Below are 24,526 nucleotides of genomic sequence, written 5' to 3'. Positions count from 1 at the left end.
GATGTACCGGGCTGAAGACGTGCGCGTGGTGGCTGGCGGCCGCACGCTGGTGGATGGGGCGAGCCTCGCCGTGCGGCCCGGGGCCGTCACGGTGCTGGTGGGACCGAACGGGGCTGGCAAGTCCACCCTGCTGAAGGCCATGTCTGGCGAGCAGCGGCTGGCGGGGGGATCGGTGAGCCTTGACGGCGGGCCCATCGCCCGCGTGCATCCGCTGGCGCTGGCCCGCCGACGCGCAGTGCTGCCGCAGGCCGCCGAGGTGGCGTTCCCCTTCACCGCGGGGGAGGTGATCGGTGCCGGGCTCTTGGCGGCGGACGGACGGGACGCGGGGCGCATCGCCCGGCTGCTCGCCGTCGTGGACCTGCCGGGCTTCGCCGCGCGGCGCTATGACAGCCTGTCGGGTGGCGAGCGCCAGCGGGTGCAACTCGCCCGCATCCTCGCCCAGCTGGAGCTGGGTCCTTCGGATGCGCCGAGCTACCTGTTCCTCGACGAGCCCACGGCGAGCCTCGACCTCGCCCACCAGCTGGTGGTGCTGCGCCTTGCCCGTGCCCATGCGGACAAGGGGGGCGGCGTGCTCGCCGTGCTGCACGACCTCAACCTCGCGGCCATGGTGGCCGACGAGATCGTGGTCCTCGCCGGCGGGCGCATCCGCGCGGCCGGCCCGGTCGGGGAGGTGATCACCGATCGCGTGCTCGAAGAAGCGTTTGGCGTGTCCGTGCGGGTGGGCGTGGCGCCGGCCGGGCCGTTTGTGCTGCCGCAGAACGTGCGGCTGGCCGGGTAGGGGGCCCGCCGGCTGCTACGCCAGCTCCTGCGCCGCCTTCAGCACCGCTTCGGCGTGGCCTTCCACCTTCACCTTCGGCCAGGTGTGAGCCACCTTGCCGTCGCGGCCGATGAGCAGCGTCGCCCGCTCGATGCCCATGTGCGTCTTGCCGTACATGCTCTTCTCGACCCACACGCCATAGGCCTCCAGCATCGCCTTCTCAGGGTCGGAGCCGAGCGGGAAGTCGAGGTCATACTTGGTCTTGAACTTGTCCTGGGCCTTCACCGCGTCCGCCGAGACGCCGAGGATATCGGTGTCGGCGGCGGCGAAGGCCGCCTTCAGGCCGTTGAAGGCGATCGCCTCCTTGGTGCAGCCGGGGGTATCGGCCTTGGGATAGAAATACAGCACCAGCTTGCGCCCCTTGAAATCCTTGAGCGCCACCGTCCCGCCGCCATCGCGGGCGAGGGAGAAGGGGGGTGCTTTCTGGCCGACTTCCGGCAATTTGGACATTCGCCTTCCTTTCGACGTGTTCGGCGTCATACGGGGCAGGGGGCCCACCGGCCCGGGGACGCGTCAAGTGAGCCTGCGGCCCACAAGATAGCCGTGTTCCGGGCGAAGATGGTAACCTGCGGGTATTTGATCCACCTCATCTTTACGAGCGGGGGGCAGATTAGGCTCGGGGAGCTCGAATCGGCGCGTCCGGGGACGCAGCGGAGCGGTTGCGGAAGGACAAGAACGGGATGGAGGAGAGCGTGCGCAAGCCCGAGTTGGTGCGGCGTCAGCCGCGCCGCTCGCGGTTCCGGGGCATCATGGGAGCGCTCGCGCCGCGCAGCCGCGCCGCGCGCATATTCAGCGCCATCTGCCTCGTGCTCATTGCCCTCGGGGGTGTTGCCGCCGTCACCCTCTACGCCCTCATCGCCACGGGCACCATCACCGCCGACATCGCCACCCCCTATATCGAGCGGGCGCTCGAGGATCGGATCGGCGGCGGTCACAAGGTGGACATCGGCAGCACCACCGTGGAGACCACCGGCGGCGGCGCGACGCAGGTGGTGGTGCATGACATCAAGGTTCTGGGTCCCGACGGGCAGCTGGTGGCGAGCGCCCCCAGCGCCGAGGTGGAGCTCGAGGGTTCGCTGCTCTCGCTGATGCCGAAGGCGCGGCGCATCGATCTCGTCGGCGCCGAGATGACTGTCCGCATCGCCGCTTCGGGGCACCTGGCGGTGACCACCGGCAAGGGCGCGAAACCCATCTCGGCTTCGTCGCTCCCGTCCGCGTCCGCACCGCGCGCCGATGCGCCCCAGGCGATGCCGCAGACGACCACGCCCGCCGCGGGCGGACCCGCGCCTTCAGTCCCCGGCGGGGCGTCGCAGCCGGCATCGGGCTCGCCGCCGACGGCGGTGGATATGGATCCGCTGAAACCCGTCTTCATTGCCCACTGGATGTCGGAACTGGAGGCCGCCGGCTTCGATGGCGGCGCGCTCGCCGATGTGGGCCTCAAGGACGGCACGCTGATCGTCGAGAACGAGAGTTCGGGCCGGCGCATCGTGTTCCAGCACATCAGCGTGCGCCTCGCGCGCCCACGGGACGGGGGGGCACAGCTCACCCTCACCACCCAGTCGCCGCAGGGCGTGGCCACCGCCGTGGCCCGGATCGGCGCCGCCAGGGATGGCGAGCGCGCCATCGACGTCTCCATCCGCAACGTCTCCACCCGCGACCTGCTCCAGGCCTTCACCCAGGATCACCGGCGCTTTTATATCGACACGCCCCTCAATGCCGCCGTCACCGCGCGGATCTCCCTGGAGGGCGACCTTCGGGCGGCGGACGCGAGCATCGACCTCGGCGCCGGCGCCCTGGGCAACGGCGAGGAGGTGGAGGAGCGCTTCGTCATCGACCGGGCGCGCGTCGCCGCCACCCTGGACCTCGCCCGCCGCGTCATCGTGCTCGCGCCGATCGAGGCCATCAAGAACGAGAACCGCGTCATCCTGCAGGGGGAGATGCCGGTGCCCGCCACGGCGCGGGCGCCATGGACCTTCCATATCCGGCAGAAAGAGGTGGTGCTGGCCGGCAAGGAAATGCCCGAGCCCGCGCTCGTCATCGACAAGGTGGACCTGGGCGGACGCTACGATCCGCCGAGCCGGCGGCTCATCGTCGACACCGGCTTCCTCGGCTCGGCCGCCGGTAGCTTTTCCTTCACCGCCATGTTCGATTTCGGGGTGGACGTGCCAACCCTGAAGTTCGACGGCACGGCCACGCCCATGCCGGTCGCGACCATCAAGCGCTTCTGGCCGGTGACCATCGCGCCCCCCGCACGCCAGTTCGCGCTGGAGAACGTTTCCGGCGGGACCGCCGACGGCATCACCGTCGCGGTGCTCCTGCCGCTCGACCTCATCGGGCAGAAGCAGGTGCCCATGCCGGAGGACGGCGTGCGCTTCACCATCAACGGAAACGGCGTCACGCTGCGTCCGGTCAAGGGCCTGCCGCCCATCGTCAACGCCAACCTCTCCATCCTCGTCACCGGCCGCTCGGTGCGGATCACCATGCCGGACGGCACTGCGGTGACGCCGCAGAACCGCAAGATCGCGGTGAGCGACGGGGTGATGCTGCTGCCGGACTACTTCCCCGCGAGCCCTCCGCGCAGATCCGCGTGAAGTTCGACGGTCCCGCCGACGCCGCCATCGAGGTGCTGGGCATGGAGCCGCTGAAGGGCCCCACCGGTACCGCCTTCGACCCGTCCACGACGCGCGGCAAGTTCTCCGCCCTGCTGCAGGTGAACATCCTTTTCCGCAAGGTGGGGCGGCCGGAGGATTTCGACTATTCGCTTGAGGCGACGCTCACCGATTTCGGCGTGGACAAGGTGTTCAAGGGTCAGCGCATGGAAGGGGCGACGGTGAAGGCCTTCGCCTCGCCGTCCGGCATCGTGCTGCGCGGCGACGGCAAGCTCGCCGGGGCGCCGGTGGCGTTCGAGTATGAAAAGAGGAAGGACGCGGCGGACTCCGACATCCGCATCTCCGCCACCCTCGACGATGCCGCGCGCGGGCGCCTCGGGGTCGACCTTCCCGGCGTGTCCGGCCCGGTCGGCGTGCGCATGGTGGGTACCACCAACAACAAGGACACCCGGGCCACCATCGAGACCGACCTGACCCAGGCGCGCATCGCCGACCTCATCCCCGGCCTCAGCAAGCCTGCCGGCAAGCCGATGAAGGCGCGGTTCGTGGTGAACGACAAGGGCAACACGATCCGCCTCGACGACATGGTGATGGATGGGTCGGGCACGCTGCTGAAGGGGGCGCTGGAGCTCTCCGACACCGGCGACCTCATCTCCGCCGTCTTCCCCACGTTCCAGCTTTCCGACGGCGACAAGGCCTCGCTCAAGGCCGACAGGGTCGGCGACGTGCTCAAGGTCCGCATCACCGGCGACGTGATGGACGCCCGGGGCATCATGAAGAGCCTCGTCTCCGCCCCGGCGGTGCAGCGCCGGACGCAGAAGACGCCCGACGTGGACCTGGAGGCGCGCATCGGCGCCCTCACCGGAAACAATGGCGAGGTGTTGCGCCAGATGGAGCTTTCCGTTGCCCGCCGGGGCGTGGAGACGCGGGATTTCACCCTTACCGCCAAGGTGGGCCGCGACGGCGCGGTGGCCGGCGAGATGCGCAACTGGCAGGGCCGCCAGCGGGCGCTGGTGGTGACCACCTCGGATGCGGGCGCGCTGCTGCGTTTCCTCGACATCTATCCCAAGGTGCAGGGCGGCGAGGCCTGGATCGTGGTGGATCCACCGCGCAGCGACAACACCCCGCAGGAGGGCGTGCTGCACGTGCGCGACTTCGCCATCAAGGGGGAGCCGGGGCTGGAGCGCCTGTCCAGCGCGGCGCGCGATGCCTCCGGCAAGATCGAGGACGGCACCGCCTCGTTCCAGAAGGCGCAGGCCCAGTTCGCCCGCACCACCGGCAAGATCGTGTTCAAGGAGGGCGCCATCTGGGGACCCTCGGTGGGCGCCACCTTCGACGGCACCCTCGATTTCGCCGGCGACCGGATCTCCATCCGCGGCACGTTCGTGCCGGCCTATGCCCTCAACAACATGTTCTCGAAGCTGCCGGTGATCGGCCTGTTCCTGGGCGGCGGGCCGAACGAGGGCCTCGTGGGCGTGACCTTCGAGATCGTCGGGCCTTTGGCGGGCGGGCCGACGCTGCGCATCAACCCCATCTCCGCGGTGGCGCCGGGCTTCCTGCGCAAGATCTTCGAGTTCAAGGATTCCAGCGACGCCCCGCCGACGCGGTGACCGCGGGCGTGCCGTTCAGGCGTGGCGGGTCATGCGGGCGAGGGCGTCGGCGGCAAGCTGCTGCGTGAGTTCGAATGCAGGAAGGCGCGGGGCGAGGCCGGCGGCCTGTCCGGACCAGAGGCTGGTGAAATCGCCCCGCCCTGCCGCCTCGGCCTTCTGCCTGAGCGGCACCAGCGCGCCACCGGCGAGCGGAAAGGCCGGCGCATCCGCCGACAGGGGACCCACCTCGCGCATCACCTTGTTCACCACGCCGCGCGCGGGCCGGCCGGTGAACAGGTTGGTGAGGGCGGTGTTCTCGTCGCCGGCCGTCTCCAGCGCGGCGCGGTGCACCGCCGGGATCTTCGCTTCCGGGCAGAAGAGATAGGCAGTGCCGACCTGCACCGCCGCGGCGCCGAGCATCAGGGCGGCGGCCACGCCCCGCCCGTCGGCGATGCCGCCGGCGGCGATGACGGGCACGTCCACCGCATCCGCCACCTGGGGCACCAGAGCGAAGGTGCCCACCTGCCGGGCGATGACGCCGGGCATGTCGCCGGCAATCTCTTCCGACAGGAACACGCCGCGATGCCCGCCGGCCTCGAAGCCCTGGGCGATGACGGCGTCGCAGCCGTGCGCGGCGAGCCAGCGGGCCTCCGCCACGGTGGTGGCGGAGGAAAGGACCTTCGCGCCGGTGGCCTTCACCCGGGCGAGCAGGTCGGCGGGCGGCAAGCCGAAATGGAAGCTCACCACCTCGGGCCGGCACGCCTCCACCAGGGCACAGAGCCCGGCATCGAACGGCGCGCGCCCGGCGACGGGGGGCGTCTCCTCCGGATCGAGGCCCATCTCCACGTAATAGGGCGCAAGGCGCGTGCGCCAGCCCATCGCCCGCGCCGGATCCCGCGCCGGCGGAGCGTGACAGAAGAAGTTCACGTTGAGCGGATGGCCGGGGGCTCCGGCGCGGAACGCCGCTATGGCCGCGTGCAGCTGGTCGGGCGTGTACATGGCGCCGGGCAGGGCGCCGAGGCCGCCGGCCCGCGCCACCTCGATGGCCAGTTCGGGCGTTCCGGCTCCCGCCATGGGGGCCAGCAATATGGGCGCCGCGATGCCGAACAGGTCGAGGATGCGCCGGTCCGTCCAGCGTGCGGGTTCGATCGGCTTGGTCATGGCGCCCACTCCTGTCTCGGGCCGGCGCGCCGGCGCGGCCCGCTCGCTCATAAGTCGAGAGACGGGCGGCAGTATGAGGGAAGACCATATTCATTGAAATTGAAACATATTGAATTTATTGTTCTCATCTGATGATGGAAATGCGCGACTTCCAATTCCTTCAGGCCGTGGCGGAGACGGGGAGCATCACCCGCGCCGCCCAGGTGCTGGGCTGTGTCCAGTCCAACGTCACCACCCGCCTCAAGAAGCTGGAGGCGCGGCTTGGCCAGCGGCTGGTGGAGCGGATCGACGGGCGCATGGTCCCCACCGCCCTCGGCAGCCTCGCCCTCGATTATGGAACCCGCATCTTCCGCCTGTCGCGGGAGGCGGAAGCGCTGTTGCAATCCGCCGGGGAGGCGTTGCCGCCCCTGCGGGTGGGAACCATGGAAACCACGGCCGCCGTCCGCCTTCCAGCCCTGCTGAAGCGGATGCGGACGGATCTGCCGAGTCTGCGCCTGCAACTGCGCAGTGGCACAAGCGGGGAACTGGTGGCCGAACTGAAGCGCGGCACCCTCGATCTCGTGCTCGTCGCCGAGGATGCGGCGGACGCTTCCTTCGCCTCCACGGTCCTGTGGCAGGAGGAACTGGTGGAAGTCCGCCCGGCCGGCGGCGAGGCGGACAGCGCGCTGGTGGTGTTCCGCGAGGGCTGCTGCTACCGCGAGCGGTGCCGCGCGGTCTTCGGCGAAGCACCCGTGCTGGAGCTGGGCACCCTCGACGGCATCATCGGCTGCGTCTCCGCCGGCCTGGGCCGCACCCTGCTGCCGGCCTCGGCGGTGGAGCGATGGCGGGCGCTGGGGGAGGTGGCCACCCGGCGCCTTACCCCCGGGCCGGTTTTGGTGTCGACCATCGCCTTGTGGCGCCCTCACAGCCCGTCCCGCGCGTCCATCGAGGCCGTCGTCGCGCTGGCGCGCGCCTCGGAAGATCGCGTCTCGGGGGATATGACCGGGAGCCTCCCGAGCCACGCGCCCGGACCCATGCCCTCGTAAAAATCCGGCGGTGACCGTAACCTTCGCCGCTCCAAATCCGGAAGTCGTCCGTAGAACCATGTGACCGGCGCAGCGTTGTCTGCGCAGGGGGCACATCCGCCGGCGTCGGGAGATGCGATGAGACTCAAGGATATGGATCGCCCGCGGGACGTGTCCCGCGCGGCGACGCAGGCGCGCTTCCACGTGGTGCGGCGCCTCACGGAAGATCTGGCCCACGATCTGCATCCCGAGGACCAGACCGTGCAGTCCATGCCGGACTGCAGTCCGACCAAGTGGCACCTCGCCCACGTTTCCTGGTTCTTCGAGACCTTCATCCTGGCGCCGCATCTGCCGGGCTACGCGGTGGCGGATCCTCGGTTCGCCTTTCTTTTCAACTCGTACTACGAGGCTGCGGGGCCGCGTCACGCCCGTTTCGCGCGCGGCCTGATCACCCGGCCGACAGTCGAGGAGGTGGCGGGGTATCGCGCGCGGGTGACGGCCGCCATGGATGGGCTGCTGTCGCGCGCGGACGACGGCGCGTTCGAGCGCCTCGCGCCGCTGCTGGAGATCGGCATCAACCACGAGCAACAGCATCAGGAACTGATCCTGATGGATATCCTGAACCTGTTCGCCGCCAATCCGTTGAGGCCCGCATACAGCCCGTTCCGGGCGCACGCCGCGCGGATTGCCGCGCCGGTGTCGTTCCACGAATTCCCCGGTGGCATCTTCGAGATCGGCCACGATGGGCCGGCCTTCGCCTACGACAATGAGAGCCCGCGCCATGCGGTGCTGCTGCGCCCCTATCGCCTGGCGTCGCGGCCGGTGACCAACGGCGAGTGGCTCGCCTTCATGGATGATGGCGGCTATCGCCGTCCCGAGCTGTGGCTCGCCGACGGTTGGGCCCGGGTGAAGGCCGGTGAATACGAGGCGCCGCTCTATTGGGAGAAGGACGAGGCGGGCTGGCAAGCCATGAGCCTCGGCGGGATGCATGCGCCGGACCCGGCGGCGCCCGTCGTCCATGTCAGCTATTTCGAGGCGGACGCCTACGCCCGCTGGGCCGGCCGGCGCCTGCCGAGCGAGGCGGAATGGGAGTTGGCCGCGCGGGGGCACCGCGTGGCGGGCAATTTCCTCGAAAGCGGTGCGCTGCGGCCCCTGGCGGCGGACCACGGGGAGGGGCTGGGCCAGCTCTTCGGGGATGTCTGGGAATGGACTGAGAGCCCCTACGTCGCCTATCCCGGCTACCGCCCGGCGCCGGGCGCCATCGGCGAGTACAACGGCAAGTTCATGTCGGGCCAGATGGTGCTGCGCGGCGGCAGCTGCGCCACGCCGGCCGACCATGCGCGCGCCACCTACCGCAACTTCTTCTATCCCCACCAGCGCTGGCCCTTTGCCGGCCTGAGGCTCGCGGAGGACGCATGACCGACCTTTCCACGCTCCCCCGCCCGCAGGCGCGACCTGCGGATGCCGTCGCCGGCTTCTGTGCCGACGTGCTGGCGGGCCTCGCGGGCCGACCCAAGGCCATTTCGCCCAAATATTTCTACGACGAGGCCGGCTCGCGCCTGTTCGACCGCATCTGCCGTCTGCCGGAATATTACCCGACCCGCACCGAGCTGGAGATCCTTTCGGCCCACGCCGGCGACATCGGTGCGTTCGCGGGGGCCGGTGCCGCCCTGGTCGAGTTCGGCTCCGGATCGAGCGAGAAGGTACGGCTGCTGCTCGACGCCATGCAGGCGCCGGCGGCCTACGTGCCCATCGACATTTCCGGCCCGCACATGCGCGCCGCCATCGCGCGCCTCGCCCGCGCCTATCCCGCGGTTGCCATGCAGCCGGTGGAAGCCGATTTCACCCGCCTCGCAGCGCTTCCGCCCATCGGCGCGCCGGGCCGCAAGGTGGGCTTCTTCCCCGGCTCCACCATCGGCAACTTCACCCCTGAGGCCGCAGCGGGCTTTCTCGCCGGAGCCGGCGCGATGCTGGGGGCGGGAGCGGCCTTCGTGGTGGGCTTCGACCTTGCCAAGGACGCTGAGATCCTCGACGCCGCCTACAACGACAACCAGGGCGTGACCGCCGCCTTCAACCTCAATCTGCTCGCCCGCATCAATCGGGAGCTCGGCGCCGACTTCGACCTCGCCGGCTTCCGCCACCGGGCCTTCTACGATCCGGCCGCTGGCCGGGTGGAGATGCATCTGGAAAGCCTCGCGGCGCAGACGGTGCGCATCGCCGGCACGCCCATCGCCTTCGCGCGGGGAGAGACCATCCACACGGAGAATTCCTACAAGTACGCGCCCGCTGCCTTCGCCGAGCTGGCGCGCGGCGCGGGTTGGCGGGAGCGGGCGCTGTGGACCGATGCGCGCGGCTGGTTTGCCGTCGCGCTGCTGGAGCGGGGATGAGGCGCGAGCCAACGCGCGTGTGCGGCAAGACGGGCCGGGCAAGGCGGGCGTGCATTCACGAAACCGGTCGAAACCAAACCCGACGGGCTACGTTGTCGGGATACCATGGCGCGATTTTGGAACAGCGATCTGCATCACCCCATCTGGCTCCACGACGGGACGTGGCTCGCCACGCTGGGGGACTGCGGCCGGCACCTGCTCCAGCGATTTGCACAAGGAGACGGCGGGCCGCAGCTCAATTCGGCGCTGAAGGCGCTGCTGGAGGCGGCGCAGGCCGGACGACCGGAGGACATTGCCTTTGCCGAAAGCCATGTGCGCCGGTTCTTTCACGCCAAGGCAATGCTGTGACCCGCTGCGCTGAGACAACCGCCTTGACGCCGACGTCTTTTGCGCGCCCGTTGCGGGGATGATCTGCGCCGAATGCAGCCGCTGCGGGCGGCGATCCATCCTTTCCGGCCATGCGCCGCAAAGCCTCGTCTCCGAAGCCCTCGTCTCCGAATCCGGGTCGGGTGTGCCCGACACGGCGGCGGCGCCACCGCGCTTGCGGTGCGACCTGTGCGGGAGCCGGCGGGTTCATGTGGTGGAGGTCGACTCGCCGCTCCAGGCCATATCGTTTGTGGCGCGACGGGGAGCCGGTCGATGAGGCCCGCTCAGCTGAAGGGCGGATACGGCCGCCATGCCGATGTCGCCTGCGCCTGCAGCGGCACCGCGTAGGCGTCCGTGGGCGCGATCAGAAGTCCGGAGAAGTAGATGGGCGCGCCGGTGATGCAGCGACCATTGGCATCGAGCGCATAGACGCCGACCCAATCGCAATGGCAGCAGTCTGCCTCCGCCATCTCGAAAGCGAGATCGCGGTCGTGACAGACCGTCTCGCCTTCCACCGTGAGAACGCCTAGCTCAGTACGCACCATAGACGTGACTAGATACGCGCACGGAATGCCGCTCAACGACATTTCCACGTCCCTTTCCGCCCCCCGGACCGGTCCGCTCGCGACACGTGCGCACGCCCCGCACACTCGCGACGTGACGGACCTTACGCCGCGAGGCCTTCGGACGCTACTGTTGAGTTGAGGTTGTCCAGTCTGGCGTGTCGGGGTGTTATGGGTTCGGTGGTGATTTCAAACGCGGTGCTGCTGGTGGTGGCGGCGCTGGTGGTGGTGGGCACGCTCTCAAGCCTGCTCGCGGCACGTTTCGGCGCGCCCATCCTCCTCGTCTTCCTCGTCATCGGCATGGCCGCGGGCGAGGGAGGGCCCGGCGGAATTCACTTCGATGACTACTGGGCCACCTACATGGTGGGCTCGGCGGCGCTGGCGGTCATTCTTTTCGACGGCGGCCTGCGGATGCGCGTCGCCAGCATGCGCGGTGCGATCCTGCCGGCGCTCGGCCTGTCCACCGTGGGCGTGGTGTTCACCGCGGGCCTCGTGGCGCTGGTCGCCGCGCCGCTTCTCCACCTGTCGCCGATGGAAAGCCTGCTGGTCGGCGCCATCGTGGCCTCGACCGACGCCGCGGCGGTGCTGTTCCTGGTCCGGGCGCAGGGGCTGCATCTCGGCCGCCGGGTCGGCTCGGTGATCGAGATCGAATCCGCCACCAACGATCCGGCGGCGGTGTTCCTCACCGTGCTCCTGGTGGAGCTTCTCACCAGCAACATGGCCGACCCCGGCTTCATGGTCGTGTTCGGCGTGCTGCGCGAGCTGGTGCTCGGTGCGGTGCTGGGTGTCGCCGGCGGCTTTGCCCTCGTTTCCCTGCTCAATCGTGTGGATCTGCCCGGCGGGCTGCATCCCGTCATGGTTGTGGGCGTCGCGGTCCTGCTGTTCGCCCTCACCTCGCTGCTGCACGGGTCCGGCTTTCTCGCCGTCTACCTCGCCGGCCTCGTGCTGGGAAACCGGCCGGTGCGGGCCATCGCCTCTATCACCTCGTTCCTCGACACCGTCACCTGGCTCTGCCAGATCGTCATGTTCGTGATGCTGGGCCTGCTGGTCTCGCCGCAGAAGATCATACACTACGGCCTGCCGGCGCTCGGGGTCGCGGCGTTCCTTATCGCGGTGGGGCGGCCGGCGGCGGTGTTCGCCTGCCTCGCGCCCTTCCGCTTCTCCTTCAAGGAGAAGCTGTTCATCTCCTGGGCAGGCCTGCGCGGAGCGGTCTCCATCTTCCTCGCCACCATCCCCATGCTGGCGCACCTGCCGCAGGCAGAGGTGTATTTCAACATCGCCTTCACGGTGGTGCTGGTCTCGCTCATCCTGCACGGCTGGACCATGGCGGCGGTGGCCCGCCGGCTCGACGTCGCCCTTTCCGACCCGAAGCCGGGCATCCGTCGGTTCGAGATCGACCTGCCGGGCCAGACCGACATGGAACTCGTCGCCTACCCGGTCACGGAGGGCACGCCCGTGGCCGGCCAGAGCACGCTGCCCAACTGGGCGCGGCTGGTGATGGTGGTGCGCGCCAACCAGACCCTGACCCCGGAGGCGGCCGGCGCGCTCAGGCCGGGCGACTATGGCTACGTGCTCGCGCCGCCCCGGCGCGTCCACCAGCTCGATCGCCTGTTTCGGCCCCAGGAGGCGACCGCCCTCGACGACAGCGCGGCCTTCCCCTTCGTCGGCGAGGTGAAGCTCGGCGACCTCGCCGTCTTCTATGGGCTGACGGTGCCGACCGGCGAACACGCCTTCACCATCGCCGAGGCCTTCGCCGACCGCTCCGACGACCATCCGGCGCCGGGCATGCGCATCGCCTACGGGCATGCGGTGATCGAGGTGCGCGAGGTGGTGGAGGGGCGGGTGACCTGGGCCGTCCTACGGCTCGAGGCAGGGCGGCTGAAGCGCGGCATTGCCCGGGCGCGCCGCCTGCTCGGCCTGTCGCAGCCGGACAGCGACGACGATTGATGCCGGCTTCGCCACGTTCCCGCCGCGCCGGGGCGGCAGACAGGCCGGCGCAAACGGGGCCGATCGCGGGAGGAACCACATGAGGCTGTTCATGCGCCGGCGCGGCGAGGCCGGGCCCGAGCGCGATGCCGCCCGCCGGCTCGCCGACCTGGTGCGCGAAACCCTCTCTCTGGAGGAAGCGGCCACGGTCTCTGTCTCGGAAATCTCCTGCGGCGATCCAGCCTGCGGCGGCGCGGAGACGGTGGTCCTCGTCATGCGGCCCGGCCGCCGCACCGAGGCCGCCAAGGTGCTGATGCCCATGGCGCAGGTGACGGCGGAGGCGCTGGTCGCTGCCCTCGCGCCGCTCGGGGCACCCGCCCCGGCAGGCGGCGGGCTTCCGCTGCCCAGCGATAAGGGCTAAAGGGCGCGAGCTTCGCGTTTCCGTCCGCGCCCGCGCGGCGCCTTGCCTTTGCGATCGACCGTCATGTCCCTGCCAGCCGCTCATCCCGCCCGCCCGCTCAACCCGATCTATGCCGAGCTGCCGACCACCATCTTCGAGGTGATGTCGCATCTTGCCCGCACCCATGATGCGGTCAATCTCGGTCAGGGCTTCCCCGACGATCCCGGCCCGCAGGATGTCCGGCGCAAGGCGGCGGAAGCCGTGGTGGATGGTTGGAACCAATATCCCCCCATGATGGGGCTGGTGGAGCTGCGCCGCGCCGCTGCGGCGCATTATCGCCGCTGGCAAGGGCTGGAGCTCGACCCGGACAGCGAGGTCATGGTCACCTCCGGCGCCACCGAGGCGATCGCCGGGGCGTTGCTCGCCCTGATCGAGCCCGGCGATGAGGTGGTGCTGTTCCAGCCGCTCTACGACGCCTATCTGCCGCTGGTGCGCCGCGCCGGCGGCATCGCGAAGCTGGTGCGGCTGGAGCCTCCGGCGTGGAACATCACGCGGGAGAAGCTTGCCGCCGCCTTCTCCGAGCGCACCAAGCTGGTCCTGTTCAACAATCCGCAGAACCCGACCGGGGTGGTGTACTCGCGGCAGGACCTGACGCTGCTCGCCGAATTCTGCGTCGCGTTCGATGCATATGCCGTGTGCGACGAAGTGTGGGAGCACGTCATCTTCGACGACCTCGCCTTCGTCCCGGTGATGGCCCTGCCCGGCATGCGCGAGCGGACGGTGAAGATCTCCTCCGCCGGCAAGATCTTCGGCATGACGGGGTGGAAGGTGGGCCTGGTGTTCGCAGCACCTGCGCTGATGAAGGTGCTGTCCAAGGCGCATCAGTTCCTCACCTTCACCACGCCGCCCAACCTCCAGGTGGCGGTGGCCTACGGGCTCGGTAAGTCGGACGACTATTTCACCGGCATGCGCGCCGGGCTCCAGCGCTCCCGTGATCGGCTGGCCCGGGGCCTTACGGATCTGGGGTTTTCCGTGCTTGCGTCGAGCGGCACCTACTTCCTGTCCATCGACCTCGCCCCGCTCACCAACGCGGCCGACGACGAGGCCTTCTGCCTCGATCTGGTGCGCACCCACGGGGTGGCGGCGATCCCGGTCTCGGCATTCTACGCGGAAGATGCGGTGCGCAGCGTGGTGCGCTTCTGCTTCGCCAAGCACGACACGACAATCGACCGGGCCCTCGAGCGCCTTGCCAAGGTTCCGGGCCTGCGGTGAGGCTCTCTGCCAAAAGTGACCTTTGGGAGTTCGGCGCAAGGTTGCAGCGGAATTGCCGGGTTTCGACTGCTCCGCTCACGAAATCGTCATCCCACCCTCCGGAAGGCCGCGTACAGGTGACCAAAGCTTAATTGGACGCGGCCGCCGATTTCATGTTGCATCGCCGCGCAGGTCTTTTCATTGCCATGCTGAAGCATGGAGAGGTCGTGGGACTGGGCCTCGTCGAAAGGCCCGGATTTCGGTGAGAGGTCGCATGACCGTCCAGAAGGCGTCGCGTTCCGGTCGTATCTTCCTTGCCTTGGCGGTGGTCGCCGCCGGAGCTGGCGGCTACTGGTTGTGGGAGCACAAGCCCTGGGTCGTCGCGGCGGCGAAGACGCAGGCTGCCCCCTCCGAGCGGGTGGTGGCCGTGCTCACCGGGCAGGCGGAACGCACCGCGCTGCCGGTGCGGGCGGAGGCCCTCGGCACGGTAGAATCCATGGTTACGGTCCCGGTCCGCTCGCGGGTCGCGGCGGCGGTGGAGAAGGTGGGATTCGCCGACGGCGCCTTCGTGAAGGCTGGCGATCCCCTTTACGTCCTCGATTCCCGGGTCATCGACGCGCAGATTCGCCAGGCGGATGCAACCCTCGCCCGCGACAAGGTGCAGCTCGAAAAGACCCGACGCGACGTGGACCGCTATACCGGCCTTGCCTCCCGCAATGCGGTGTCGCAGGTGCAGGTGGACGATGCCCGCACCACCGCCGACGTGCAGAAGGCGACGGTGGAGCAGGACGAGGCGAACCTGCAATCCCTGAAGGTCCAGCGCGGCTATTACGACATCACATCCCCGTCACGGGGCGCATCGGCGTGTCTTCGGTTCGGGCGGGCACGGTGATCCGTGTGGACGACACCCTCGCCACGGTCCGTCAGCTTAAGCCCATCTACGTCGCCTTCGGTCTTCCCGAACGCTATATCGGCGAGCTGCGCGCCGCCAAGGACGCCAAGGTCTCGATCACGCTGCAGGGCTCCGGGGAGGTCATCACCGGCGGCGCGGTGGCGGTGATCGACAACACCGTGGACCCCCAGACCGGCACGCTGACGGCCAGGGCCGTCTTCCCCAATGACGACGAACGGCTGTGGCCGGGCACCCTCGGCTCGGTCACGGTGACGCTGCGGGTAGAGCAGAACATCGTCGCCGTGCCGAGCGAGGCGGTGCAGGCCGGGCAGGATGGATCCTTCGTCTTCGTGGTCGCCGATGGCAGGGCGAAGGTGCAGCCGGTGAAGGTGGGACGCACCCTGGAGGGGCGGACAGTCGTCCTGACCGGGCTCGACGGGGGCGAGACGGTGGTGACGGACGGGCAGCTTTCGCTGCGCAACGGCAGCCGGGTGAACGTGCGCAACCGCGCCGCGCCCGCCACCGGGAGCTGAGCGCATGCTGGCTGAAACCTGCATCCGCCGCCCGGTAATGACGACGCTGCTGATGCTGTCGCTCGTCGTCGCCGGCCTGTTCGCCTACCGCCAGCTGCCGGTGGCGGCATTGCCGCGAGTGGACTTCCCCACCATCAACATCACCGCGACGCTGCCGGGCGCCAGCCCGGACACCATGGCAACGGCGGTGGCGACGCCCATCGAGCGCCAGCTGGCCACCATCGCCGGCATTTCCTCACTGACCTCGTCGTCGACGCAGGGTTCCACCTCCATCACGGTGCAGTTCGACCTCAATCGCAATATCGACGCGGCCGCCCTCGACGTGCAGTCGGCCCTCTCCGTGGCGCAGCGACAGCTGCCGCAGGAGATGACCACGCCGCCGAGCTACCGGAAGGTCAATCCGGCGGATGCCCCGGTGCTGCTCCTCTCCGTCTCGTCGGGCACCTTGCCGCTTTCGGCGGTGAACGAATATGCGGACACGCTGATCGGCCAGCAGATCTCCCAGCTTCCGGGCGTGGCGCAGGTGCAGATCTACGGCACGCAGAAATACGCCGTGCGCATCCGCGTCGATCCCGGCGCGGCCGGCGTGCGCAACATCTCGTCTGACGACATCCAGGGCGCGGTGGAGGCGGCCGCCTCCAACACGCCGCTCGGCATCGTCTCCGGCCCCAAGCAGGCCCAGACCATCGACATGGGCTCGTCCAAGGCCGACGCCACCCAGTTCCGCCGGACCATCGTCGCCTGGCGCAACGGCGCGCCGGTGCGGCTGGAGGAGATCGCCACCGTCTCCGACGGCGTCGAGAACGAGCGGGTTGCGAGCTGGTACAACGACACGCGCGGCATCGTGCTCGCCATCGTCCGCCAGCCGGATGCCAACACGGTGAGCGTGGTGGACGAGGTGCGCGCGCGCCTGCCGGAATTTCGCGCGCAGGTTCCGGGCGCGGTGAGCATCAATGTGATGTTCGACCGTTCCGTCTCCATCCGCGAGGCGGTGGCGGACGTGCAGAAGACCCTGTTCGAGGCCATCGTCCTCGTGGTGCTGGTGATCTTCCTGTTCCTGCGCAACGTGCGCGCAACCATCATCCCGTCCCTGGCGCTGCCGCTCTCTATCATCGCCACCTTCGCGGTGATGTGGCTGTTTGGCTATTCCATCAACAACATGACGCTGCTGGCGCTCACCCTGTGCGTCGGCTTCGTGGTGGACGACGCCATCGTCGTGCTGGAAAATATCTACCGCCACGTGGAGAACGGGGAAAAGCCCTTCCGCGCCGCCATCCTCGGATCGCGGGAGATCGGCTTCACCATCATCTCCATGACTCTGTCGCTGGTGGCGGTGTTCATTCCCGTGCTGTTCATGGGCGGCGTGGTCGGGCGCGTGTTCCGCGAATTCGCGGTGACCATCTCGGTGGCGATCCTCGTCTCCGGCCTCGTCTCCCTCACGCTCACGCCCATGCTGTGCGCGCGGGTGATGAAGGCGCCGAACCATCACAAGAAGCCGTCAGCCTTCTTCCGCATCACCGAGAGCATGTTCGACGCCTGGCTCGCCGGATACCGGGTGAGCCTCGATTTCGTGCTGAGGCATAGGCCGGTCATGCTGGTCGTGACGCTCATCACCATCGGCCTGTCGGTCTACCTCTACATCATCATCCCCAAGGGCTTCTTCCCGCAGGAGGACAACGGCTTCCTCATCGGCACGGTCGAGGCAGCCACCGACAGCTCCTTCGACGCCATGGTGGAGCGCCAGAAGCAGGTGGCGGCGGCGGTGCGGGCGGATCCCGACGTGGACTACCTGGTCTCCACGGCCGGCGCCACCGGCAGCAGCCGCACCACCAATTCGGGACGCCTGTTCATCGCGCTCAAGCCCAAGGGGCACGGCGCCGGCGAGCGCACGCTCACCGCCAACGAGGTGATCCAGAACCTGCGCCGCCGCATGACGCAGGTGCCCGGGGTCAACGTCTTCTTCCAACCGGTGCAGAACATCTCGGTGGGCGCCGTCGCCTCCAAGAGCCAGTTCCAGTACACCCTGCAAAGTTCGGACACGCAGGCGCTCTACCCGGCCGCCGCCACCATGGAGCAGCGCCTTGGCAAGCTGCCCGGCCTCAGGGACGTGACTTCGGACCTGCAGATCACCAATCCGCAGCTCACCATCGTGCTCGACAAGGACAAGGCGGCGGCCCTCGGCATCACCGAGCAGAAGCTGCGCGACGCCCTCTACACCCAGTTCGGCACGCGGCAGATCGCGACCCTGTTCACCTCCACCAACCAGTACGCCATCATCGCCGAGGTGCAGCCCCGCTTCCAGCGCGAGCCGGGCGACCTCGGTCGCGTCTACCTGCGCACCGCATCGGGTGCCGTGGTGCCGTTGGAGACCATCGCCGACATCCGCCGCACGGTGGGACCGCTTTCGATCCAGCACCAGCAGCAGCAGCCGTCCGTCACCATCTCCTTCAACCTCGCGCCGGGGACCTCCCTGGGCCAGGCGGTGGAGGAGATCGAGGCGGCCGCGCGCGAGGCCGGGCTGCCGGCCAGCATCGTCACCGGCTTCCAGGGCACCGCCCAGGTGTTCCAGGATTCGCTGTCCAACCAGCCGCTGCTCATCCTCGCGGCGGTGGTGGTGATCTATATCGTGCTGGGCATCCTCTACGAGAGCTTCATCCACCCAATCACCATCCTGTCCGGCCTTCCCGCGGCGGGCATCGGGGCGCTGCTGACGCTGATGGCGGCAGGGATGGAACTGTCCGTCATCGCCATCATCGGCATCATCATGCTGGTGGGCATCGTCAAGAAGAACGCGATCATGATGATCGACGTTGCGCTTGAACGACGACGCGGCGGCGCGGCGCCCCTCGACGCCATCCGCGAGGCGGCGCTGCTGCGCTTCCGGCCGATCATGATGACGACGCTGGCCGCCATCTTCGGCGTGCTGCCCATCGCCATCGGCGCCGGGGCGGGATCCGAGCTGCGCCAGCCCCTCGGCGTCGCGGTGGTGGGCGGGCTGCTGTTCTCGCAGCTCCTCACCCTGTACATCACGCCGGTGATCTATCTCTACCTCGACCGGCTCGATGCGATCGTGCACCACGCCGTGTCCGGACGCCACGACGAGCCCGTCAAGCCCGCCGCCGTGCCGGATCGCCTGGCGGCCGAGTAGGGCGTTCCAGCAGGATCGCACAAGGGTGGGGAGGGTTGAGCACATGCTCCGCCCGTCCCGGCTTCTTTCTGGCGGCTTTAAAGAGCAGGGCGCTTTCGTCAGCGCCCGGCAACCGCCGCGCCGCGCATCACCAGCCGGTCGCCGCGAAACTCGAAGGCCTCCAGGCGAGACAGGAAGCTCATCCCCAGGAGGCTGGTGCGCAACATGCCGGGCGGAGAGACCAGCGCCGGCACCCGCCGTTCCACGATGTTGCCCACCACCACGCTGTCCAGCACCACCGAGGCGGCCCGGGTGCGCCCGCCGGCGGTATCCACGGGCACGTCATATTTGAGGAAGTCCACCGGCAGGCCCGCAGCCTGGGCCGCCTCGTGGGTGAGCACCACGGAGGTTGCCCCGGTGTCCACCAGCATGTTGAGACCGGTGCCGTTGACGGCGGCGCGGACGCCGAAATCGCCGGACGCCGCGCGCGTCACCTCCACCGAGGCGATGCCGGGGCTGCGGGCGACGTTCACCGCATAGCCGGGGGCGATCTCCGCGAGTACCCGCTGGCCCACCTGGGTGAGGGGCTCGCGATAGGTGTAGCCGAGGGCCAGGACCGCCGCGAGCACCAGCCAGAACAGGGCGGCCAGAAGGGATTCGGCGATGCGCCCGCGCGCCACCGACCACAAGGCGGCGCCGACGAATATGGCGATGGAGAGCTGTCCCACCAGGGCGCCGAACTGGTTGAGGTCGAGGCCGGCCACCTGGCCCTGCTCGTGGTGCACGGCCAGCACTACCACGCCGCCAAAGAGGCCGACGAGCAGGATCCAGAGGAGGAGGTCGCTGCGCATTGGCTCAGTCCGTGAACGCGTCCGGCGCGCTCGCCTTCAGGCGGTCGAGGCGCTCGGGCAGGGCGGACATGATGGCGGCGCGCGTGGCGTGGGAATAGGACGCCCAGGAGCCGATCTCGCGCAGGGTTCGCCCGCAGCCGATGCACAGGCTGCTCGCCGGCTCCACGACACACACGCGCACGCATGGCGTGGCGATGGCGTCCTGGCAGGGCGCGGGCTCCGGCGGCATGGACATCGGGTCGTGGCACCCCTCGTTGCGGGTTTCCGGCGCGGGCCCGGCGACTCGCGCCGGTTCACCTGCCCCGAAAGATAAGCACCCCAATGAGGAAGACAATCTCTGCCACTTGTTGCGTCGCACCCGCCACGTCCCCCGTCTGGCCGCCGATGAGGCGGCCGGAGAGGCGCACCATGAAGAACAGAGCGAGGAGGGGCCCCACCAGCCCGGCGAAGGCCGCGCCTATTCCGAAGCTCGGCACGAGGACGACCGCCGCCACCAGGGCGGCGACGAGGCCGCAGGAGAGCGCCGCTTCCGCCGACGGCTGTCCGAAGGCAGCGCCGGACCCGTCGGCGCGGGCCGGGGGGAGGGCGAGCAGCAGAAGGATGCCGGCGGCCCGCGAGACCGCCGACGCGGCGACCAGCGTGAGAGCCGTGCGCAGTGGTCCGCTCGCCGTCACCAGCGCCTCGAGCGCGCCGATGCGCAGGAGCAGGGAGAGGCCCAGGGCGGCCGTGCCGTAGGTGCCGATGCGGCTGTCGCGCATGATGGCGAGCTTCTGCGCCCGGTCCCGACCCCCGCCGAGGCCATCGGCCGTGTCGGCGAGGCCGTCCTCGTGAAAGGCGCCGGTGGCGAGCACGAGCGCGGTCACCGCCAGCGCGGCGGCGAGGAAGGCGGGCAGCTTCAGCGCCACCGCGGCAACGAGCACGACGCCGCCCACGAGACCGATCACCACGCCCGCGAGGGGAATGGCGTAGGCGATGCGGTCGAGGTCCGGCGCCGCATGGGCCTCCGCCGGATGCCCCCCGGCGGGGAGCGGAATCCGGGAATAGAAGCGCAGGGCGGCGGCGAGGTCCTTGGCGATCCGATGGGTCGGCATGGTGTTCCGGCAGGCCGTGGCAGGGGGCGCCGGACCCCACGCCCGCCGCCCGCCCTTGGGAGCCTTATTCGTCGCCGCGGTCAAGTGCGGCGGAGATCGGCAGACGACCGCGCCGGGAACGCATGCCGGTTTTGTTGCATTTGCCGGCCGCGGGATGGGGCCCTTCGATCGTGATAGGCGGAGCGCGGTTTCCCCGGCATCATCCGCGGATGGCAGATCCCTCGTCCCCCTCCCGCCGCCGCCCGGCGAATCCATTCCTGGCCGGGGTGCGCCTCGCCTTCCGGATCGTGTGCGGGATCGTCATCCTGCTCGACGAACTGGTGCGGCCGCTCTACCGGCCGCTCCTGCGCTGGCTCGCCGGGCTCGAGTTGATGCAGGCGCTGGAACGGCAGGTCAGCCGCCTCTCGCCCTACCTGATCCTGATCCTGATCGCGGTGCCCTATCTTATCATCGAGCCGCTCAAGTTCGTGGCTCTGCTGTGGATCGCCGATGGGCACGTGCGCACCGGCACGGCGCTTTTCCTGATTGCCTACCTGGTGAGCTTCGTGCTCATCGAGCGGATCTATTCCGCGGGGCGCGAAAAGCTGATGACCCTGCCGTGGATGGCCTGGCTCATCGAAACCATCGGGGCGGTGCGGCGGTCCATCGTGTCCTGGCTGAGGCTCGCCGAACTCAAGCTGAAGGCCCGTGCCCTCTGGCGGTGGATGCGTCTGCAGATGAGGTGACGCGGCGGCGTCAGCGAACCGCCGCCTTGCGTTGCCGGGCGGGCAGGCGCGGCGGCGCGGCGAGCATGGACACCTCCATCTTCGACAGGGCCTCGCGCACCCGCTCCTTGGAGCGATGCACGTGGGAGCGGATCAGCTCGTCCGCCAGCGCCGCGTCGCGCTGCTGCAGGGCGTCCACCATGGCCATGTGGCCCTTTTCCAGGTCCTTGATGCGCACGATGCGCAGCTGCGACAGGCTGAGGACGATCATGCGGTCGAACTGGGAGATGACCCGGATGCTCGCCTCGGCCAGCTGCTTGCGGCCGGAGGTGCGGGCCAGGGCGATATGGAAGCGCCGGTTGTAGCCGAGGAAGTCCGCCGCATCGCTCGGACGGATCCGCGCGGCGAGGCGCAGGGCCTCGAAATCCGCATCGCCGGCACGGGCGATGGCGACGCGGGCGCATTCGCGCTCCAGGAGGTCGCGCATGTCGTAGAGTTCTTCCGCGTCTTCCCACACCAGCGGGCGCACGCGGTAGCCACGGCGGGGCAACACCTCCACCAGGCCCTCGAATTCCAGCTTGAGGAGCGCGTCGCGGATTGGCGACTTGCTGATGCTGAACTGGTCCGCGAGCTCGTTCTCGCGCAGTTCCTGGCCGGGCAGCAGCGCGCAGGTGACGATGTCGTGGTGCAGCCGACGGTAGATTTCGTGGCGCAGCAGCTTCTGTTCTCTCGTCACGTCGAACACGGCCGGCTCCACTGGTCGGGTGTCATGATGCCTGCCGCTGGGCCGTTGTGGCACACGGCCTCTACGGCATGCCACCCAAAGGGGTCCGCTGCAATACTGCCGAAGGGCCGGAGCCGTCCCCGGTCCTTCGGCGGGCGGCCACCTCAGGCGGTGGCTTTGGTGGTCACATTCATGGGGATCGGCCCGAAGGCCGGCGGTGGCACGCGCCGCCGGGAGGCGGCCTCGTAGGCGGAAGCGACCTTGAGCTGAATGTCCTCCTTGCCGGGCTCGGCGCGGAACACGAGGGAGAAGGGCAGGCCGGGTTCCGGGATGGTGGTGGGCGTCGAGGATGGCGCCGACACGTAGCGCGTGCCGTCGGCGGTGAGCTTGAACACCGGGTCGTAGACCGTGGTCACGAAGCCGGCCGGCACCAGCATCTCGCTCAGCCCTGCATTGGGGCCGCTGAGGGATTCCGGTCTCAGGTTGCTCGGGATGTCGTACTGGTAGGCGTGGCCGATGAGGCCCGGAGCCCACGGCGTGTGCAGCCGCACCAGGCAGTCGAGCTTGTTCTCCAGGATCACCATCATGTCCACCCGGCGCAGCAGCTCGCGCAGCATGATGCGCTCGTTGACGCCCTGCCGGCCGCCGAGCGGATTGCGCGGATCGGCGATCTCCTCCCAGTTCCTGAAGGCGGAGCGCTGGTCGTCGCCCCAGAACTTGGAGCGCGCATTGAGGCTGGCGAAGTCGGTGATGGTCTCGCTGAAGCCCTTCTGTGCCCAGTCCGCCGCGCGGCGGGTGAGATACTGGGGAATGTGGAAGCGGAAGGTGTTGGCCAGCTCCTGGTGCTGGATGGTGCCGAGGTCGAGGTTGACAGGCGGCGTGATCCGGCCGTCCGCCAGCGCGACGCAATAATCGATGGGCGTCATGGTGCCGGAGCCGAACACCTTGCCGGGCATGAACTCGGTGGGCTGGATCGCCGCAACGAATTCCTTGAACACCGGCTGGCCGTCCCGACCGAGGCGGAACAGCAGGTCCGGCATGAACACCGGCACCAGCCGCGCCAAAGCGGTGCGGAAGTCCACGCTCATCTGCTCGATTTCGGGATCGGGGGTCCACAGGGGATCGGAGGATTCCACCAGGGTGGCGCCGAGCGTCTTGCCCAGCACCTCCTTGATCTCCTGCGTGGCGGCCGAGACGATGGGCTCCTCGGTCCTGGAGTCCCTCGGATAGGTCATGGACTCGCGGATGACGCCGATGCGCACGCCGTCCAGCGCGCCGGGCGGGGCCGAGGTGGCCACATGGCTCACGTAGGGCGTGGCCAGCACCGAGGAGCGCGGCACCGTGGTGAAGGGGTCGCGTGGATCGTAATAGCCCTTCTCGGGGTCCTTAAGCGCGTCGAGGATCTTGGCGCAGTCGCCGATGGTGCGGGCGTGAATGCCGGTGCGGTCGCAATAGATGTCGGCGCCGATGGCGCCGCCGTCGAAGCCGAGCATGGCCTTGTGGGGCAGGATCAGTGCCACCGCATTGTGGTTCGACGGCCCGCGGCAGGAGGCGCGGGTTTCCTCGCCCAGGCTCGCCATCACCAGGTTGGTGGACACCGAAAGGGCCGAGCCGGAGCTCGATCCCAGCGAGGCGGCGCGGGTGGTGTCGTAGGGGTTGGAGGGGTTGCCGCCCCAGGTGGAGCGCTGGTAACCGAGGGTGGAGGGCAGCACTTGGTCTGGCGCGTGCCGGCCGCCGGGATCGCCGGCACGGCCGTTATATTCGGTGTTGATCGCCTTGGCGAAGATGATGGCGCCCTTGTTGCGCAGCTGCTCCACCAGCACGTGGTCGCGCGCCGGGAAGTCCATGTCGTAGGCCGCATCGCCGCCGCCGGTGGACCGCATGTCCTTGGTGTCGAAGGGATCCTTGAAGGAGAAGACGACGCCGTACATGGGCATCTTCTCGAGGTCCGGATCGGTGCCATACGTAGCGTCCAGCTCGGCGGCGCGCTCCAGCGCGTCGGGCAGCTGGCGGAAGAACTGGCACACCGGCGGCGCGCCGGGGGGCAGATCACCGAGGGAGGGGTGCAGGTCGAACGCGCCCTTGCAGGTCACCGAGCGCTCGCCGCGGATATTCAGCGTGCCGATGGCGTTCACCTGGCCGGCATTGGGGATGCCGACGATCATGCCGAACTGCTGCATCACCTCCGGGTCGGAGGCGGTGGCTTCCATGCGGCCGAACTCCAGCGGCGGCCCCTTGTACTTGTAGAGGTCAGGCAGGATGTCGGAGACCTTCACCGTCTGCGTGGGAAAGGTGAGGGGCTGCGTGGCGCGGACGGTGCCGGTGGCCTCGGCCACGGGCGCGCCGTCCGCCGTCACCAGCATGCTGGCGACGCCGTTATAGGCGCGGCAGCGGTCGATATAGTGTTGCACGATGGCGACCACAGTGGTCTCGCCGGCCTGGATGGCCGCCTGCATCTCCGCGATGGTCGCTTCTTCCAGGCGGAAGGGCACGCCGAGGGATTTGGTCATGACTTCGGTCCTCTTCTTTGC

22 protein-coding genes are annotated in these 24,526 nt (G+C 69.2%); 14 read left to right on the top strand and 8 right to left on the bottom strand.

All coding sequences use genetic code 11. The annotated features are described in order from the left end of the window. Position 1 precedes the first annotated feature (1 nt). Positions 2 to 778: a heme ABC transporter ATP-binding protein gene (locus EZH22_RS21435; RefSeq protein ID WP_203192462.1), complete on the top strand. Its 777-nt coding sequence runs from the start codon at positions 2 to 4 to the stop codon at positions 776 to 778. A 15-nt stretch (positions 779 to 793) separates the two neighbouring features. Here the strand turns inward: EZH22_RS21435 and EZH22_RS21430 are convergent, their stop codons facing one another. Next, positions 794 to 1,267: a peroxiredoxin gene (locus EZH22_RS21430; RefSeq protein ID WP_203192461.1), complete on the bottom strand. Its 474-nt coding sequence runs from the start codon at positions 1,265 to 1,267 to the stop codon at positions 794 to 796. A gap of 242 nt (positions 1,268 to 1,509) precedes the next feature. Between EZH22_RS21430 and EZH22_RS21425 the strand changes: the two genes are divergently transcribed. Both EZH22_RS21425 and EZH22_RS21420 read left to right on the top strand, forming a co-directional pair. Beyond that, positions 1,510 to 3,408, top strand: a complete 1,899-nt coding sequence (locus tag EZH22_RS21425) for a hypothetical protein (RefSeq protein WP_210352027.1) — start codon at positions 1,510 to 1,512, stop codon at positions 3,406 to 3,408. After that, a complete protein-coding gene (locus EZH22_RS21420) occupies positions 3,405 to 5,036 on the top strand; it encodes a hypothetical protein (RefSeq protein ID WP_203192459.1) in 1,632 nt (543 codons plus the stop codon). Before EZH22_RS21425 ends, EZH22_RS21420 begins: the two co-directional genes overlap by 4 nt. Positions 5,037 to 5,051: 15 nt before the next feature. Here EZH22_RS21420 and EZH22_RS21415 read toward each other — a convergent pair whose 3' ends face one another. Beyond that, entirely contained in the window at positions 5,052 to 6,176 is a 1,125-nt protein-coding gene (locus EZH22_RS21415; RefSeq protein ID WP_203192458.1) for an NAD(P)H-dependent flavin oxidoreductase, read from the bottom strand. Between the two features lie 140 nt (positions 6,177 to 6,316). Between EZH22_RS21415 and EZH22_RS21410 the strand changes: the two genes are divergently transcribed. The 4 genes from EZH22_RS21410 (at position 6,317) to EZH22_RS21395 (ending at position 9,915) form a co-directional block, all read left to right on the top strand. Next, positions 6,317 to 7,201: a LysR family transcriptional regulator gene (locus tag EZH22_RS21410; RefSeq protein ID WP_203192457.1), complete on the top strand. Its 885-nt coding sequence runs from the start codon at positions 6,317 to 6,319 to the stop codon at positions 7,199 to 7,201. 117 nt (positions 7,202 to 7,318) lie between these two features. Beyond that, entirely contained in the window at positions 7,319 to 8,599 is a 1,281-nt protein-coding gene (egtB, locus tag EZH22_RS21405) for an ergothioneine biosynthesis protein EgtB (protein ID WP_203192456.1), read from the top strand. Beyond that, the gene (gene egtD / locus EZH22_RS21400; RefSeq protein WP_203192455.1) at positions 8,596 to 9,567 is read left to right on the top strand and encodes an L-histidine N(alpha)-methyltransferase; all 972 of its coding nucleotides are present in this window, start codon (positions 8,596 to 8,598) and stop codon (positions 9,565 to 9,567) included. The genes egtB and egtD overlap by 4 nt, the downstream gene beginning before the upstream one ends. Positions 9,568 to 9,672: 105 nt before the next feature. Beyond that, positions 9,673 to 9,915, top strand: a complete 243-nt coding sequence (locus EZH22_RS21395) for a hypothetical protein (protein WP_203192454.1) — start codon at positions 9,673 to 9,675, stop codon at positions 9,913 to 9,915. A 302-nt stretch (positions 9,916 to 10,217) separates the two neighbouring features. On the opposite strand, the gene EZH22_RS21390 is transcribed toward EZH22_RS21395, so the two are convergent. Continuing rightward, positions 10,218 to 10,526: a hypothetical protein gene (locus EZH22_RS21390; RefSeq protein WP_203192453.1), complete on the bottom strand. Its 309-nt coding sequence runs from the start codon at positions 10,524 to 10,526 to the stop codon at positions 10,218 to 10,220. A 141-nt stretch (positions 10,527 to 10,667) separates the two neighbouring features. Here EZH22_RS21390 and EZH22_RS21385 point away from each other — a divergent pair, with 141 nt between their 5' ends. The 6 genes from EZH22_RS21385 (at position 10,668) to EZH22_RS21360 (ending at position 18,646) form a co-directional block, all read left to right on the top strand. Next, a complete protein-coding gene (locus EZH22_RS21385) occupies positions 10,668 to 12,443 on the top strand; it encodes a potassium/proton antiporter (RefSeq protein ID WP_203192452.1) in 1,776 nt (591 codons plus the stop codon). A gap of 79 nt (positions 12,444 to 12,522) precedes the next feature. Then, entirely contained in the window at positions 12,523 to 12,843 is a 321-nt protein-coding gene (locus EZH22_RS21380) for a hypothetical protein (protein ID WP_203192451.1), read from the top strand. Positions 12,844 to 12,906: 63 nt separating this feature from the next. Next, positions 12,907 to 14,094 carry an aminotransferase gene (locus tag EZH22_RS21375; RefSeq protein ID WP_203192450.1) on the top strand — a complete coding sequence of 396 codons (1,188 nt, stop codon included), beginning with the start codon at positions 12,907 to 12,909 and terminating at the stop codon, positions 14,092 to 14,094. A gap of 253 nt (positions 14,095 to 14,347) precedes the next feature. Continuing rightward, positions 14,348 to 14,965 carry an efflux RND transporter periplasmic adaptor subunit gene (locus tag EZH22_RS21370; RefSeq protein ID WP_203192449.1) on the top strand — a complete coding sequence of 206 codons (618 nt, stop codon included), beginning with the start codon at positions 14,348 to 14,350 and terminating at the stop codon, positions 14,963 to 14,965. Continuing rightward, positions 14,938 to 15,498, top strand: a complete 561-nt coding sequence (locus tag EZH22_RS21365) for an efflux RND transporter periplasmic adaptor subunit (RefSeq protein WP_203192448.1) — start codon at positions 14,938 to 14,940, stop codon at positions 15,496 to 15,498. Before EZH22_RS21370 ends, EZH22_RS21365 begins: the two co-directional genes overlap by 28 nt. Before the next feature lie 4 nt (positions 15,499 to 15,502). Further along, complete coding sequence (locus tag EZH22_RS21360) at positions 15,503 to 18,646, top strand: efflux RND transporter permease subunit (protein WP_203192447.1); 3,144 nt, start codon at positions 15,503 to 15,505, stop codon at positions 18,644 to 18,646. A gap of 98 nt (positions 18,647 to 18,744) precedes the next feature. On the opposite strand, the gene EZH22_RS21355 is transcribed toward EZH22_RS21360, so the two are convergent. From EZH22_RS21355 to cobS, 3 genes are read right to left on the bottom strand one after another with little or no spacing between them, the layout of a single operon-like run. After that, on the bottom strand, positions 18,745 to 19,476 hold the full coding sequence (locus tag EZH22_RS21355) for a TIGR02281 family clan AA aspartic protease (protein WP_203192446.1): 732 nt from the start codon (positions 19,474 to 19,476) through the stop codon (positions 18,745 to 18,747). Positions 19,477 to 19,480: 4 nt separating this feature from the next. Continuing rightward, positions 19,481 to 19,711 (bottom strand): DUF1289 domain-containing protein, encoded by a 231-nt coding sequence (locus EZH22_RS21350; RefSeq protein WP_408647622.1) that lies wholly within the window; start codon positions 19,709 to 19,711, stop codon positions 19,481 to 19,483. A gap of 58 nt (positions 19,712 to 19,769) precedes the next feature. Further along, positions 19,770 to 20,567, bottom strand: a complete 798-nt coding sequence (cobS, locus tag EZH22_RS21345) for an adenosylcobinamide-GDP ribazoletransferase (protein ID WP_203192445.1) — start codon at positions 20,565 to 20,567, stop codon at positions 19,770 to 19,772. A 209-nt stretch (positions 20,568 to 20,776) separates the two neighbouring features. Here cobS and EZH22_RS21340 point away from each other — a divergent pair, with 209 nt between their 5' ends. Further along, positions 20,777 to 21,292, top strand: coding sequence for a hypothetical protein (locus EZH22_RS21340; RefSeq protein WP_203192444.1), 516 nt, complete (start codon positions 20,777 to 20,779; stop codon positions 21,290 to 21,292). Between the two features lie 10 nt (positions 21,293 to 21,302). Here EZH22_RS21340 and EZH22_RS21335 read toward each other — a convergent pair whose 3' ends face one another. Both EZH22_RS21335 and EZH22_RS21330 read right to left on the bottom strand, forming a co-directional pair. Beyond that, positions 21,303 to 22,016, bottom strand: a complete 714-nt coding sequence (locus EZH22_RS21335) for a GntR family transcriptional regulator (protein ID WP_203192443.1) — start codon at positions 22,014 to 22,016, stop codon at positions 21,303 to 21,305. A gap of 143 nt (positions 22,017 to 22,159) precedes the next feature. Further along, the gene (locus EZH22_RS21330; RefSeq protein WP_203192442.1) at positions 22,160 to 24,505 is read right to left on the bottom strand and encodes an amidase family protein; all 2,346 of its coding nucleotides are present in this window, start codon (positions 24,503 to 24,505) and stop codon (positions 22,160 to 22,162) included. Positions 24,506 to 24,526 lie beyond the last annotated feature (21 nt).

Origin of the sequence: Xanthobacter dioxanivorans, assembly GCF_016807805.1 — a bacterium.
Classification (GTDB): Bacteria; Pseudomonadota; Alphaproteobacteria; order Rhizobiales; family Xanthobacteraceae; genus Xanthobacter; species Xanthobacter dioxanivorans.
The sequence above is the reverse complement of the archived record's forward strand: the minus strand, read 5'-3'. Positions and strand labels throughout refer to the sequence as shown.